Annotated in this window: 12 protein-coding genes; 11 read left to right on the top strand and 1 reads right to left on the bottom strand. The window is 62.9% G+C overall.

Translation table 11 applies throughout. The features are described 5' to 3' along the window. Positions 1-112 precede the first annotated feature (112 nt). From L7A15_RS05025 to L7A15_RS05015, 3 genes are all read left to right on the top strand, one after another. Complete coding sequence (locus L7A15_RS05025) at positions 113-1,630, top strand: hypothetical protein (protein WP_237212330.1); 1,518 nt, start codon at positions 113-115, stop codon at positions 1,628-1,630. Positions 1,631-1,753: 123 nt separating this feature from the next. Continuing rightward, positions 1,754-2,794 (top strand): hypothetical protein, encoded by a 1,041-nt coding sequence (locus L7A15_RS05020; RefSeq protein WP_237212329.1) that lies wholly within the window; start codon positions 1,754-1,756, stop codon positions 2,792-2,794. 196 nt (positions 2,795-2,990) lie between these two features. After that, positions 2,991-4,799, top strand: a complete 1,809-nt coding sequence (locus L7A15_RS05015; protein WP_237188557.1) for a proline--tRNA ligase — start codon at positions 2,991-2,993, stop codon at positions 4,797-4,799. 71 nt (positions 4,800-4,870) lie between these two features. Here L7A15_RS05015 and L7A15_RS05010 read toward each other — a convergent pair whose 3' ends face one another. After that, on the bottom strand, positions 4,871-5,749 hold the full coding sequence (locus L7A15_RS05010; protein WP_237188555.1) for a hypothetical protein: 879 nt from the start codon (positions 5,747-5,749) through the stop codon (positions 4,871-4,873). Between the two features lie 178 nt (positions 5,750-5,927). Between L7A15_RS05010 and rimP the strand changes: the two genes are divergently transcribed. From rimP to L7A15_RS04970, 8 genes are all read left to right on the top strand, one after another. Next, complete coding sequence (gene rimP / locus L7A15_RS05005; RefSeq protein ID WP_237188553.1) at positions 5,928-6,527, top strand: ribosome maturation factor RimP; 600 nt, start codon at positions 5,928-5,930, stop codon at positions 6,525-6,527. A 138-nt stretch (positions 6,528-6,665) separates the two neighbouring features. Beyond that, positions 6,666-7,694, top strand: a complete 1,029-nt coding sequence (nusA, locus tag L7A15_RS05000; RefSeq protein WP_237212328.1) for a transcription termination factor NusA — start codon at positions 6,666-6,668, stop codon at positions 7,692-7,694. Between the two features lie 136 nt (positions 7,695-7,830). After that, the gene (locus L7A15_RS04995) at positions 7,831-8,079 is read left to right on the top strand and encodes a YlxR family protein (RefSeq protein ID WP_336603509.1); all 249 of its coding nucleotides are present in this window, start codon (positions 7,831-7,833) and stop codon (positions 8,077-8,079) included. Positions 8,080-8,314: 235 nt separating this feature from the next. Beyond that, on the top strand, positions 8,315-11,152 hold the full coding sequence (infB, locus tag L7A15_RS04990) for a translation initiation factor IF-2 (protein ID WP_237212327.1): 2,838 nt from the start codon (positions 8,315-8,317) through the stop codon (positions 11,150-11,152). 183 nt (positions 11,153-11,335) lie between these two features. Then, a complete protein-coding gene (gene rbfA, locus L7A15_RS04985; protein WP_237189344.1) occupies positions 11,336-11,773 on the top strand; it encodes a 30S ribosome-binding factor RbfA in 438 nt (145 codons plus the stop codon). A 2-nt stretch (positions 11,774-11,775) separates the two neighbouring features. Continuing rightward, positions 11,776-12,816, top strand: a complete 1,041-nt coding sequence (gene truB / locus L7A15_RS04980) for a tRNA pseudouridine(55) synthase TruB (protein WP_237208259.1) — start codon at positions 11,776-11,778, stop codon at positions 12,814-12,816. Positions 12,817-12,820: 4 nt separating this feature from the next. Beyond that, a complete protein-coding gene (locus tag L7A15_RS04975; RefSeq protein WP_237189342.1) occupies positions 12,821-13,195 on the top strand; it encodes a hypothetical protein in 375 nt (124 codons plus the stop codon). Between the two features lie 245 nt (positions 13,196-13,440). Then, complete coding sequence (locus L7A15_RS04970; protein ID WP_237208260.1) at positions 13,441-13,866, top strand: hypothetical protein; 426 nt, start codon at positions 13,441-13,443, stop codon at positions 13,864-13,866. Positions 13,867-13,916 lie beyond the last annotated feature (50 nt).

The raw sequence follows: 13,916 nt of genomic DNA, 5'->3' as shown, positions 1-13,916 counted from the left end.
TTAGTTATTACTGATAGCTTAAAGGGGCACACTTTTAACTCTGTTCACCACAAGCCCGGTAGCACGCACTCATCCGGCAGTCAGACAGAACCATCAAACATTAGGGAATATTTTGAAGAGCCTTCGCACACCTCTTGGAGTTACCACCCTCGTCGGTCTTTCTATGGCAGGCGCCCCTGCCGCCCTCGCCCAGGACGTCGCCCCCGTTGATACCTCATCACCCATCGGCGCCTACTGGGAGCAGAACAAGGACGTTCTTGGCGCACCCAAGGGTGCAGAGCAGACCTTCGCCAACGGCTCAAAGCAGCAGGTCTTCGAAAGTGGCGTCGTCACCTCAGGCAAGTGGGGCGGGGCCCAGGCTATCACCGGCAAGGCCGCTGAAACCTTCCTCAAGGCTGGCGGTGCTGAGAAGTTCGGTAACGCCGAATCAGCCCCCTGGAAGCACGGCTACTGCGGTCTGTCACTGACCACCCACGACTCCAAGACCCGCTGGCTGGTCGTCCTCGACGAGAAGACCCAGGCCGGTTCTTACATTGACCTGCGGTCAGCAGAGGGCAAGAAGTGGCAGGCCGAGCGTTCCAAGACCCGCTCCTGCTTCGCCAACAACGCCCAGCTTGAAGACATCGCTCCCGTTGAAGAGCAGCCCGTCACCCCTGTACTGCGTGACGGCACCACCCCTGGCGAGCAGACCCCCGCCCACATCACTGCCGCAGCCAACAAGATTGCCGACGCCCGCGCCATCGCCGTAGCCAACGGTATCTCTGTTGCGGAGCAGGGCCAGGCCCCCCGCGAGGTCACCGAAGACCTCGTCGCCCAGGACTTCGGCAACAACGTCTCAGGCCTCTACAACAAGGCCCAGGACCGTGCGCTTCTGGTCAACACCAACGCCCTCAAGGTCTACCTGACCAAGCCTGCCGCCTACGGCTCCTACCTCTACATGAACGAGTTCGTTGAGAACCGGGCTACCGGTGCAACCGAACTGCGGGCCCTCTTCTACAACACCGCAGCTACCCAGTGCTCCACCCCCGAAACCTGGGACGACCACGGCTACGCCCTCTACGCAACTGCCGACGGCAAGGCCGTCATGTCCCAGTACTACGTCCAGTTCGACGACTTCGGAACCTGCATCAACTACGAAAGCCAGGTCACCGCCTCCCCCGTCTCCTGGGCTGAAGGGATGCTGGACCGCACCCCCCAGGGCACCGAGATTGACGCCTCCTACGACTGGGCCAGCGCCAAGTTCATCCCCCTGCAGCAGGTTCTTGAACTGCGCGTTGACGCCAACAAGGTGGTCTACATCAAGGCCGACGAGGCAGGCAAGCCCCTGGCCGGGGCCAAGCCCGTCGAGTCCTCCGCCCTGACCCAGGCCCTGAACCTGGCAGACCGGGGCCGCTTCTCCTCCTACAACGACTGGGCCACCGGTGGTAACTGGAACATCTGGAGCGAAATGACCATGCTGGGAGCCCCGGTAGCGGCAGCCACCGAATCCACCGCCAACGGCACCACCATCGTCACCCAGGCCTTTGAAGGCGGAACCCTGGTCTGGACCAAGGGAACCCCCTACATGAACGCTGAACTCAACGAACTCGGCCAGGCCAAGCTCGCCTGGTACAAGGGACTTGGTATCTAAGACACCAAAGAAGGTGCCCCCCACCACTCATCCTGTGGTGGGGGGCACCTGCTTATTTAGGGCTCAGTCCCTGTAGGATTGTCCCACCACAATCACAATCACAGACCTTACGCAAAGGACCTTATGAAACGCCTGAGCGCTCCCCTCAAGCTGGCAGCTATCGCCTGTCTGCTCCTGGGCCTGACTCCAGCCGGAGCAACCACCACCCAGCCCGCCGCAGGCGAGCCGACCGTAGAGGTCAGCAACCCCATCGGTTCCTACTGGCAAGACCACAAGGACGAACTGGGCGAACCCGTCACCAACTACGTCAAGTACGATAACGGGGCCGCTGAACAGGTCTTTAGCAAGGCAGTAGTCACCTTTGGCCGGTACGGAGGTATCCAGGTGATCCCCGGTGACCTCGGTGCCGCTTTCATCGAAGCCGGTGGCGCCATGAAGTTCGGCAACGCTGAATCAGAACCCTTCCCCCACAGCTTCTGTGGCCAGGCCATCACCACCCACAACGGCCGTACCCGCTGGCTGATTATCCTCGATCCTGAGACCCAGCCCGGCACCTACATTAACCTCCGCTCGGACGCTGCCCTCACCTGGCAGGCCGAACGGGAGGCCACCGGGGCCTGCTTCCCCCGGGACGCCCACCTCCAGGCCAGTACCTCCCGCACCATCGCCAACATCGGGGACGCAGAAGAGAAGATGGAAGCTGCCCGCCAGGACGCCGTCGCCCACGGCATCATTGCCCCTGAACCTGACGTCGATAGCCGCCCCTACTGGGCAACCTACAACAGCATTGCCCAGGACTTCGGCAATAATGTCTCAGCCATATACACCCTGGGCCAGCCCAAGGCCATCGTCGTCAACACCGACGCCTTGGGCCTCTACATGGAATCTCCCGCCAAATACGGCCTAATCGCCACCTCCAACGAATACCCCGTGAACGAGACCACCGGCGACGTCCGTATCCAGGCGATCTTCTCAGAGAACAACCCCCTGAGCTGCCTGATGAGCACCCGCTGGGGGGTCCTCGAACGCGGGGCCACCCTCATGAGTTCCCCCGGTGACTTTGGTATCGACGAAACCTTCTACACCCGTGGTATCACCAGCGAAGATGGCGACGCCTGCTCCATGCGCACCTACCGGCAAAACCAGGTGCTACCCCAGCATTAAAAGACCTCAACCAACAGCCTGGCCGCCCCGGCCCACTCAACCGGGGCGGCCCTGTTGTTTTAATCGCCCACCCACCGGCCAGCCAGCGCCCACCGGGTGGGAGAAATAGGCGCTAAACTGGTCTATAAGTATGCCCACCTGTACGCACCAGCGGCGGGCGGGCCCGTCCTCACCACAAAAGAAGCGAGAAACCCCCTTGGTTCAGCGTCTATCTACCCTGTTCCTGCGCACCCTGCGCGAAGACCCCGTTGACGCCGAAGTCGCCAGCCACAAACTATTGGTGCGTGCAGGCTACATTCGCCGTGCAGCCCCCGGCGTCTACACCTGGTTGCCCCTGGGCCTCAAGGTCCTGGGCAAGATCGAGAACATTGTTCGCGAAGAAATGAATGCCATTGGTGCCCAGGAAGTTCACTTCCCGGCCCTGCTGCCCCGCGAACCCTACGAAGCCACGAACCGCTGGAACGAATACGGCGACAACCTCTTCCGACTCAAGGACCGCAAGGGCGCCGACATGCTACTGGCCCCCACCCACGAGGAAATGTTTACCCTCCTGGTGAAGGACCTCTACACCTCCTACAAGGACCTGCCGGTCTACCTCTACCAGATCCAGACCAAGTACCGTGACGAGGCCCGCCCCCGCGCCGGCCTGCTGCGTGGCCGCGAGTTCATCATGAAGGACTCCTACTCCTTCAACGTTGACGACGAGGGCCTGGAAGAGGCCTACCAGGCCCACCGTGCCGCCTACATCAAGATCTTTGAGCGTCTCGGCCTTGAAATTGCGATCGTTCAGGCCCAGTCAGGTGCTATGGGCGGCTCCCGATCTGAAGAATTCCTGCACCCCACCCCGGTGGGCGAGGACACCTTCGTCCGCTCCGAGGGCGGTTACGCAGCCAACGTTGAGGCCGTGACCACCGTGGTGCCTGAGCCTGTGGACGCCAGCAACACCCCGGCTGCCAGTGTTGAGCTGACCCCCGACTCACCGACCATCGAAACCCTGGTTGACCAGTCCAATGCCCTGCACCCGCGCGAGGGCCAGCCCTGGACCGCAGCTGACACCCTCAAGAACGTGGTGCTGGCCGTGATCCTTCCCGACGGCACCCGCCAGCTGGTTGCTATCGGTGTACCCGGCGACCGCGCTGTTGATTTGGGCCGCGTTGAGGTCAATGTTGGCGCCCTGCTGGGTGTTGGCGGCGAGGTTGAGGTTGAGGCTGCCAGCGAGGAGGACTTCAAGAAGTTCCCGCAGCTGGTCAAGGGCTACATCGGCCCCGGCCTGACCCTGGACGAGAAGCTCCTGGGCGCCGAGTCAGCCACCGGCATACCCTACTTTGTTGACCCCCGCGTCGTTACCGGTTCTGCCTGGATTACCGGCGCTAACGAGGACCAGAAGCACGTATACAACTTGGTGCTGGGCCGCGACTTCGAGGCCGACGGCGTCATTGAAGCCTGCGAGGTGCGTGAAGGCGACCCGGCCCCGGACGGTTCCGGCCCCCTGATCGCTGCCCGTGGTATCGAAATGGGCCACATCTTCGCCCTGGGCCGCAAGTACGCCGAGGCCCTGGGCCTGAAGGTGCTGGACCAGAACGGCAAGCTGCAGACCGTCACCATGGGCTCCTACGGTATTGGTGTTACCCGCGCTATGGCAGCTATTGCTGAGGGCAACCACGACGACAAGGGCCTGATCTGGCCCCGCAACCTGGCCCCGGCCGACGTCCACGTGGTGATGACCGGCAAGGGCGACGAGGTCGCTGAAGGTGCTGAGAAGCTGGTGGCTGACCTGGAAGCTGCCGGGCTGGACGTCATGTTTGACGACCGCCCCAAGGTATCTCCCGGTGTGAAGTTTGGTGACGCCGAGCTGCTGGGTGTGCCCACCATCGTGGTGGTGGGTCGCGGCTTTGCCAACGGCCTGGTTGAGATTAAGGACCGCCGCAGCGGTGCTGCCCGCGAGGTTGCCGTAGAGGACGCCGTCGCTGAGCTGGTAGCTGAGGTCAAGGGCTCAACCCTGTAGCCCCCGGTACGGTTCATGCCAAGGGCCCTGCCCCCTGATTGTGGGGGCAGGGCCCTTAGTCTTTCTTGGGCCTAGTTGGCTGGCAGGTAGGACGGGTCGAGGGCGACCGCTGCTACGGCAAGGTCAAGGGATTCGGGGGCATCAGCCAGGATGGGATCGGTGAGGGCCGCTAAGGCATTGGTGTGGACGGCGAGCACCAGCCGGTCCAGCTCAGCGGCTGCCTGGTCGGGGGTGGCCACCGGGTAGGACGCCTCGGCTTCAGCCAGACGGTCGGCACAGACGAGGGCGGGGGTGAGGGCCGTCAGGGAAGAAGAGGCTGCCTCAGCTAGTTCACCCGCCCGGGCTGCGACATCGCCGTAGCCCTGGCCGGAGCGGGCGGCATAGACTTGGGAACTGTAGGCCAGCTCGTGTAGGGCCGCTTGGAGGTAATCCAGGCTGGGGGAGGACGGGCCCGCCCCGGCCTGCTGAGCGCCCTCAGCAGGTGCCGGGCAGGTGGCGTCCTGGGCCTGCTGCAGCTTCTCCAGTTCAGCGGGGTAGGCGGTATCAATGAGGCCATCTGTCTGGGCAGCTGACCACAGCTTCACCGCCCCAAAGAAGGCCTGGGAGCGCAGGTCGTCGTCCGCCTGGTGGACAGCCATCTGCAGGAGGGACCCTACACTGGACTCAAGCTGCTCAGCAACTGATCCCTTGGGGGTCACCTCCACCGAGCGGGCCGCCGGGGCCAAAGCCTGCAGGGCATCATCAGCAGCCTGGGCTACCGCCGGGCTACCACCGGCCGCCTGCTGGGCCGCAAGAATCTGGGCCGCAACAGCCCGGTAGGGCTCCAACTCACTCTGTACCTGCTTCTGCCTCTGATCTGCATACAAGCCCAAACCCACCGCAAAACACAGGGAAAGAACCAACACAGAACCCAAAATCACCAGCAGAGGACGGGGACGGGAGGCAGCCATACAGTACCTTTCAGGCATAAAAAACGTATCCCTCCAATTCTGCCCTATCCGGCCCTCCCAGCCGAGCCCATCGCGTCCTGACCTTGGCCTTGCCCACAAACCAGCCCAGCCCCGCACCCGCCGGTGGTAGGGTAGAGACGATTCAAGACCAGCAGACCACCACAGAAAGAGCCCCCCCATGGCCTCACCCAAAGCCGCCAAAAAATCCGCCCCCAACTCCCGCGAACGCAGGGCTGCCGCCCGCGCCGCTGAAGGCATCACCCAGAAGACCGTTGCAGGCTCCCAGGTCAGCGTGGAAGCGGTACGCGAGACCATCGAAAAAATCGTGATCGCCGAATTCGGCCTCGTCCTCGAAAAACTCACCGCCAAGGGAAGCGGCGCCAACCGCACCCTAGAAATCGTCCTGGACTACCCCGAAGACCGCACCGACGCCCTCTCCCTGGACACCATCGCCGAAGTCTCCCAGGCCCTCTCCACCGCCCTGGACGCCGCCGACGACGGCGATGTTCCTTACATGCTTGAAGTCTCATCCCGCGGTGTCACCAGCCCCCTCACCGAACCCCGCCACTGGAAACGCTCCATCGACCGCCTCATCGACATCACCGAAACAGGCGGTGAACAGTACCTGGCCCGCCTCGACTTCGTCACCGAGGACGGCCCCGTCGTCCGCCGGAAAAAAGAAACCAAAAAAGGCCAGCCTGAAAGCTACCGCGACCCCGTAACCCTCCCCTGGGGCACAATTTCTTCCGCTAAGGTGGAAATTGAATTCAACCGCTAGCAACAACTCGCTAGAATAAGAAGCAGACAAAACTTATCAGCGCGATAAGCAGCGCCCCCCACCGGGGCGCACACATACACCGCTACGGTGCCGGGGTACCCGAGACCCCGGCACCGTACTACACGAAAAGGGGCCACCATGGACATTGATTTGGGCAACCTTCGCCTGCTCGAAAAAGAGCGCGACATCTCGATCGACACCCTGATCCCGATGATCGAAAGCGCGATCCTGCTGGCCTACCAGAAGCAGCCCGGTGCAATCCGTGGCGCCCGCGCAGAACTCGACCGCACCACCGGCAAGGTCGCCATCTTCGCCCCTGAACTCGATGAGAATGACGAAGTCATCGGCGAATTTGACGACACCCCCAACAACTTCGGCCGTATCGCCGCCTCCACCGCCCGCCAGGTCATCCAGCAGCGCCTGCGCGACGCCCAAGACTCCGCTGTTCTCGGCGAATTCAAGGACCGCGAAGGCCAGCTGATCTCCGGCGTCATCCAGCAGGGCCCCAACCCCCGCATGATCCATGTGGACCTGGGCACCCTCGAGGCCGTCCTGCCGACCGCTGAGCAGGTCCCCGGCGAACGATACACTCACAACACCCGTATCCGCGCCTACGTCCTCGAAGCCCGCCGCGGCCCCAAGGGTCCCTCCATCGTGCTCTCCCGCTCCCACCCCAACCTGGTGCGTCGCCTCTTTGAGCACGAGGTCCCCGAAATCGCAGATGGCTCCGTTGAAATCATGGCAGTTGCCCGTGAAGCAGGCCACCGCACCAAGATCGCTGTTCGAGCCACCAAGCCCGGGATTAATCCCAAGGGCTCCTGCATCGGTGAAATGGGCTCCCGCGTCCGCGCCGTCATGGGCGAACTCAACAATGAGAAGATCGACATCGTCGACCACTCAGAGGCCCCCGAAGACTTCATCACCGCAGCCCTCTCACCGGCTAAGGTCCGCGAAGTAACCGTGATCGACCGCAAGACCTACTCAGCCCGCGCTATCGTGCCCGACGACCAGCTCTCCCTGGCCATCGGCAAGGAGGGCCAGAACGCCCGCCTGGCCGCCAAGCTCACCGGCTGGCGAATCGATATCATCTCTGAATCAAAGTACAAGGCAGCCCTGGCAGCCGCTGAAGAAGCAGCCACCGCAGCCGCCGACACCGACTCTGAATAAGAGAGCTGACTAACATAGTTACCGTTAGCCCCCGTAAGGGGGCTAAACTGGTCTATAGAGGTAAAAGAACAGCGGTCTAGAGCCGAGCACCTGCCCGGCCCGCGCCAGCGTACGCCCACAGACAGAAGGGAGCAGAATCCTGCCCACCCCCGTCCGCACCTGCATAGGCTGTCGCACCACCGCACCTCAAACTGACCTCATCAGAATTGCCCTCACCGGAACACCACCCCAGCGTGCTGTCTTCGATGCGGCCAAAACCCTACCCGGCCGTGGAGCCTGGCTCCACCCCACCGAGGCCTGCCTGGCAAAAGCACTCAAAAAGAATGCCTTAGCCCGCGCCTTCAAAGCCAGGGTAGATGCCTCTGAACTGGTGATCACAGCATAAGGCCGTGGCCCGGTTCAACGCTCACAATACCGAGCAGGCGAACCAACAAGTCAACGAGTTTGACGACTTAACTTGTAAGAAAGCGAGTCAGAAAACTGATGGAAAACCAATGAGTGCCGCGCAATGAGTGCTTACCTGTGCTCACCCACCGGCAAAAAACTAGCTTCATTGAAGCTAACCCCTCATACAAACTGAAGGTTCGCCCCGTTCTGGTGCGAACCAGAACAGGAGAAAAGTGGCTAAGCCCCGCGTTCACGAGATCGCAAAAGAACTCGGAATCCCCTCTAAAGAAGCAGTAGCCAAACTGCAAGAACTCGGCGAATTCGTCAAGGGTGCCTCATCAACCCTTGAACCCCCGGTAGTTAAGAAACTCCGCGCCGCCTTCCCCCAGGCCGCAGCTGCAGAAGCACCTGCCGCTGAAGCCAAGCCGGCAACCCCCGCAGCTCCCGCAACCCCCAAGGCCGCGGCCCCCAAGCCTGCAGACGCTAAGCCCGCGACCCCCAAGACTGCAGCCCCCAAGGCCGAAGAAGCTGCCCCCAAGCCCGCTGCGGTCAAGCCCGCTGCGGTCAAGCCCGGCCCCGCCGCTGAAAAGACCGAGGCATCAAAGCCCGCAGGTCCCCGCCCCGGCAACAACCCCTTCTCCAGCACCCAGGGCATGGCCGCGCCCAAGCCCGCTGCCCCCAAGCCTGCAGCCCCCAAGCCCGCAGCGGCTAAGCCCGGCGCTAAGCCCGGCCCCCGCCCCGGCAACAACCCCTTCGCCCCCTCCCAGGGCATGGGCAAGCGTTCTGAGCGTCCCGAACGCGGTGAAGGCAGCCGTTCAGGTGGCCCCCGTCCCGCTGGCGGCCGTAACAACGCCCCCCGCCCCGCAGGTGCAGGCGCTGGCGGCCCCCGTCCTGCCGGTGGCCGTAACAACGCCCCCCGCCCCGCAGGTGCAGGCGCAGGCGCCCCCCGCCCCGCAGGTGGCGGCAACCGCCCCTCACCCAACATGATGCCCACCAAGATGAGCGGCAACGTCGGTGCCCCCGCCGGTAACGGTGGCGGCGGCCCCCGTCGTGGCGGCGCTGGTGGCCCCGGCGGCGGTAACGGCGGCGGCTTCAACCGTGGCCCCGGACGCGGTGGCCCCGGCGGCGGTCGTGGCAACGCCCAGGGCGCCTTCGGGCGCGGTGGCGGCAAAAAGAAGAAGGGCAAGACCAAGTCAGCCCTGCGTCGTGAAGAGCAGCTGCGTCAGCCTACCATCGGTGGCGTAGCCGTACCCCACGGCGACGGTACCACCGAGATTCGTATGCGTCGCGGCGCCTCCCTCATGGACTTCGCCGAAAAAATTGGCGCAAACGCCGCAGCCCTGGTGACTGTTCTCATTCACCTGGGTGAAATGGCAACCCAGACCCAGTCCCTCGACGAGGAAACCTTCGAGCTGCTCGGTGCCGAACTGGGCTACGTCGTCAAGATCGTTTCCCCCGAGGACGAAGAGCGCGAACTGCTCGAATCCTTCGACATCAACCTCACCGCCGAAGCAGAAGCTGAAGACGACGAGGTCCTCGAAGTTCGCCCGCCCGTCGTCACCGTCATGGGTCACGTCGACCACGGTAAGACCCGCCTGCTGGACGCCATCCGCAACACCAACGTCATCGACGGTGAAGCTGGCGGCATTACCCAGCACATCGGTGCTTACCAGATCCACACCGAGGTCGAGGGCGAAGAGCGCTACCTGACCTTCATCGACACCCCCGGTCACGAGGCCTTCACCGCCATGCGTGCCCGTGGTGCTAAGGTCACCGACATCGCCATCCTCGTTGTTGCAGCGGACGACGGCGTTATGCCCCAGACCGTTGAAGCCCTCAACCACGCCCAGGCCGCAGGCGTACCGATCGTTGTTGCCGTCAACAAGATCGATAAGGAAGGCGCTAACCCCGACAAGATCCGCGGTCAGCTCACCGAATACGGCCTGGTCCCCGAAGAATACGGCGGCGACACCATGTTCATCGACGTCTCAGCCCGCCAGGGTAAGAACATCGACGAACTGCTCGCAGCCGTCACCCTGACCGCCGACGGCGCCCTGGAACTCAAGGCCAACCCCAACAAGGAAGCCCGCGGCGTCGCCATCGAAGCCAACCTCGACAAGGGACGCGGTGCCGTCACAACCGTCCTGGTCCAGTCCGGTACCCTCCGCGTCGGTGACTCCATCGTCGCAGGCTCCGCCTACGGCCGCGTCCGCGCCATGTTCGACGAAAACGGCAACAATGTTGAAGAAGCCGGCCCCTCCCGCCCCGTCCAGGTGCTCGGCCTCAACACCGTGCCCCGCGCAGGTGACACCTTCCTCGCCACCGAAGAAGAGCGCACCGCCCGCCAGATCGCTGAAAAGCGTGAAGCAGCCGACCGCAACGCCCAGCTGGCCAAGCGTCGCAAGCGCGTCACCCTCGAATCCTTCGACGCAGCCGTTGCCGAAGGCAAGATGGACACCCTCAACCTGATCATCAAGGGCGACGTCTCCGGTGCTGTTGAAGCCCTGGAAGAATCCCTCATGAAGATCGAGGTTGGCGGCGACGAAGTCCAGCTGCGCGTCATCCACCGCGGCGTCGGTGCAATCACCCAGAACGACGTCAACCTGGCAACCGTCGATAACGCAATCATCATCGGCTTCAACGTCCGCCCCGCCGAGCGCGTGGCAGAACTGGCCGAACGCGAGGGCGTAGAAATGAAGTTCTACTCCGTCATCTACCGCGCTATCGAAGAGGTCGAAGCTGCCGTCAAGGGTATGCTCAAGCCCGAATACGAAGAAGTCGAACTCGGTTCTGCCGAAATCCGCGAAGTCTTCCGCTCCTCCAAGTGGGGCAACATCGCAGGCTCCATCGTCAAGTCCGGCCTCATCAAGCGCAACTCCAAGGCCCGCCTGGTTCGCGACGGTGCCGTTGTTGCTGACAACCTCACCATCGAATCCCTGCGCCGCTTCAAGGACGACGCCACCGAAGTCCGCGAAGGCTACGAGTGTGGTATCGGCCTGGGCTCCTTCAACGACATCAAGGAAGGCGATGTCATTGAAACCTGGGAGATGCAGGAAAAGCCTCGCGTCTAAAGCGACTTAGTATCTAAGTCCTTTTCTAGGCACCCTAGGGTTCGCGCTTGCTGCAGACCCTCTCGCCTGGTTCGCTTCGCTCACAAGGCGATTCACGCCAGCCGCCGAGCCAGCAGCTTCGCCGCGAACCCTAGGGTGCCTTTACACTTAAACATAGAAACCTCTCTAGAGAAGGAGAACATCATGGCAGATCCGGCACGCGCCGCCCGCCTCGCCGACCGCATCAAGGTCATTGTTGCTCAGGCCCTTGAACGTCGAATCAAGGATCCCCGTCTCGGCTTTATCACCGTCACCGACGCCCGCGTCACCAACGACCTGCAGCACGCCACCATCTACTACACCGTTTTTGGCTCCGAAGAAGAGCAGGCCTCCACCAAGGCTGCCCTCGAATCAGCCAAGGGTATTCTGCGTTCAGAGGTTGGCAAGAACATCACCGCCCGCCTGACCCCCACCCTCACCTTCGTCCCCGACGAAGTACCCGTCAACGCCGCCCACATCGAAGACCTGCTCCGTAAGACCAAGGAACGCGACGCTGAAATCGCCGCTGCCCGTGAGGGAGCAGAATACGCCGGTGGCGCCGACGCCTACAAGACCGCAGACGCTGAGGAAGACGAAGCCTAAACATGGCTAAAAAAGCACCCGTTGGCCCGTCCGGGCTCATTGTTGTCGATAAGCCCGCAGGGATGACCAGCCACGACGTTGTCTCTAAGATGCGCTGGATTGCGGGGACCCGCAAGGTGGGGCACGCAGGTACCCTCGACCCCATGGCCACCGGTGTGCTGATTCTCGGCGTCAATAAGGCAACCCGCCTGCTGACCTACGTGGTGGGGGAGACTAAGACCTACACCGCCACTATCCGGCTGGGCGTCTCCACCCTCACTGACGACGCGGACGGCGAAGCTACCAGCGTCGCCCCCGCAGGGGCTGTGGAGGCGGTGACCGACCAGGCAATTGACGCTGAAATCGCCCACCTCACCGGCGACATTATGCAGGTACCCTCAGCTGTTTCCGCTATCAAGGTTGACGGGGTCCGCTCCTACGCCCGCGTCCGCTCCGGCGAAGACGTAGAACTTGAGGCCCGCCCCATCACCGTCCACTCCTTCGAGGTGCACGAGGCCCGCCCAGCGACCGCCACCTACCAGCTGGGCGAGGACGAGGTGGGCGTCAGCGTCCTGGACCTGGACGTCACCGTGGTCTGCTCGGCTGGCACCTATATTCGCGCCCTGGCCCGCGACCTCGGGGCCGCCCTAGGAACCGGCGCCCACCTGACCGCCCTGCGCCGCACCGCCATCGGCGAGATCCGGGCTGAGGACGCCCACACCCTGGCTGACCTGGTGGCCGGGCGGGAGGCAGAGCAGCCCGCCCCGCTCCTACCCATCGAAGAGGCAGCCCGCCGCCTTTTCGCCGTCCGCACCCTCACCAACGCTGAAGCCACCGACCTGGCCAACGGGCGACGCATCACCCCCACCGACGGGGCCAGCGGCACCTCAGCGCCGAGGCGCGGGTCAGTGGGTGGGCATGACAAACCCACCACCGACGGCCTCACTGCCGCCTTCGCCCCCGACGGCACCCTCGTCGCCATCATCGAAAACACCCGCTTCCGCCGCGAAAACGTCGCCGCCCCCGTCCTCGTCTTCGAAGCCGGAACCCAATTCAAGGACTAACCCCATGATGATCGCTGGACTCGACCTCTGGTTCTGGGCAATCACCCTCCTCGGCCTAGCCTCCTTCCTCATCTGCCTCATCCGCTTCCTGAGAGGAGCCGCCCCCGACGACTGGTCCCAGGGCTCCGTCATCGTCCTCGAAGCCTTCCTCCTGATTTACCTGGTCGGCTCCATCATCATGCAGGTTATGACGGACGGCCCCTCCGGCGACTGGCTCGAATACTACGGCTACCTGCTCACCGCCATGATTATCCCCGTGGGCACCTTCATCTGGTCCCTGTCTGAACGCACCCACTGGTCCACCCTGGTACTGGGCCTCACCGGCCCGGTGCTGATTATCATGGTGCACCGAATGAACATGCTCTGGTACTACTACTAGGCCGATGTGGCAAAAAGTAAGCGCAGGGCGTGCGCTCTCGCCGACTAACCTTCTTGGGCTCGCGCTGGGGCGCTCACCCAATTCGTGTAGCCTCGCAGGCTCGGCTGATTCGCGAAGATTTCTTTTTCGCTTCGCGGAAATGCTCGCTCATCCCAGCCAGTCGGCTACAAGCGCACGCCCTGCGCTCAAGGCTAGAAACGCCAGTAAGAGCAAGATCAACATTGCATGGGAGATGGAAGAAGACAATGAATCAAACACAGAACAAAGCCTCCGCTACAAAAAATAGCGGCTTCGGCCGCCTCCTCGTCGTTATTTACGGCGTCTTTACCCTCTCAGCTGGTGCCCGTGCCCTCTACCAGATGATCCGCAAGTTTGATGAGGCCCCCCTGTCTATCGGCCTTTCAGCCCTCTCCGCCCTCATCTACCTGGTGGCTACCATTGCCCTAGCCAAGAAGGGGGAGGGGGCCTGGAAGATTTCCCTGGCCGCCGTTGGTATCGAAATGGCTGGGGTACTTCTGATCGGGGTGTTCTCCTACCTGCAACCCCAGCATTTTGAGCTGGCCTCGGTCTGGTCCCACTTCGGCTCCGGCTATGGCTACATCCCGCTGATCCTGCCCATGGTGGGTCTGTGGTGGTTGAATAAAACCCGCCCCTCACGCGCCAGTCGGTAGAAGTCTTACCCTACCGCCAGCACCCGGTCCCAAATCCGCGTAGTATAGAA

The sequence above is a fragment of the Rothia nasimurium genome (assembly GCF_928391935.1).
GTDB lineage: Bacteria > Actinomycetota > Actinomycetes > Actinomycetales > Micrococcaceae > Rothia > Rothia nasimurium_D.
Note: the sequence above shows the minus strand (reverse complement) of the source record. Positions and strands in the feature narration are given on the sequence as shown.

What these genes read in the sequence shown, in the direction of transcription:
- L7A15_RS05020 (WP_237212329.1), top strand. Translation starts at nt 1,754, where the DNA reads ATGAAACGCCTGAGCGCTCCCCTCAAGCTGGCAGCTATCGCCTGTCTG.
- L7A15_RS05010 (WP_237188555.1), bottom strand. Translation starts at nt 5,749, where the DNA reads ATGGCTGCCTCCCGTCCCCGTCCTCTGCTGGTGATTTTGGGTTCTGTG.
- rimP (WP_237188553.1), top strand. Translation starts at nt 5,928, where the DNA reads ATGGCCTCACCCAAAGCCGCCAAAAAATCCGCCCCCAACTCCCGCGAA.
- nusA (WP_237212328.1), top strand. Translation starts at nt 6,666, where the DNA reads ATGGACATTGATTTGGGCAACCTTCGCCTGCTCGAAAAAGAGCGCGAC.
- rbfA (WP_237189344.1), top strand. Translation starts at nt 11,336, where the DNA reads ATGGCAGATCCGGCACGCGCCGCCCGCCTCGCCGACCGCATCAAGGTC.
- truB (WP_237208259.1), top strand. Translation starts at nt 11,776, where the DNA reads ATGGCTAAAAAAGCACCCGTTGGCCCGTCCGGGCTCATTGTTGTCGAT.
- L7A15_RS04975 (WP_237189342.1), top strand. Translation starts at nt 12,821, where the DNA reads ATGATGATCGCTGGACTCGACCTCTGGTTCTGGGCAATCACCCTCCTC.
- L7A15_RS04970 (WP_237208260.1), top strand. Translation starts at nt 13,441, where the DNA reads ATGAATCAAACACAGAACAAAGCCTCCGCTACAAAAAATAGCGGCTTC.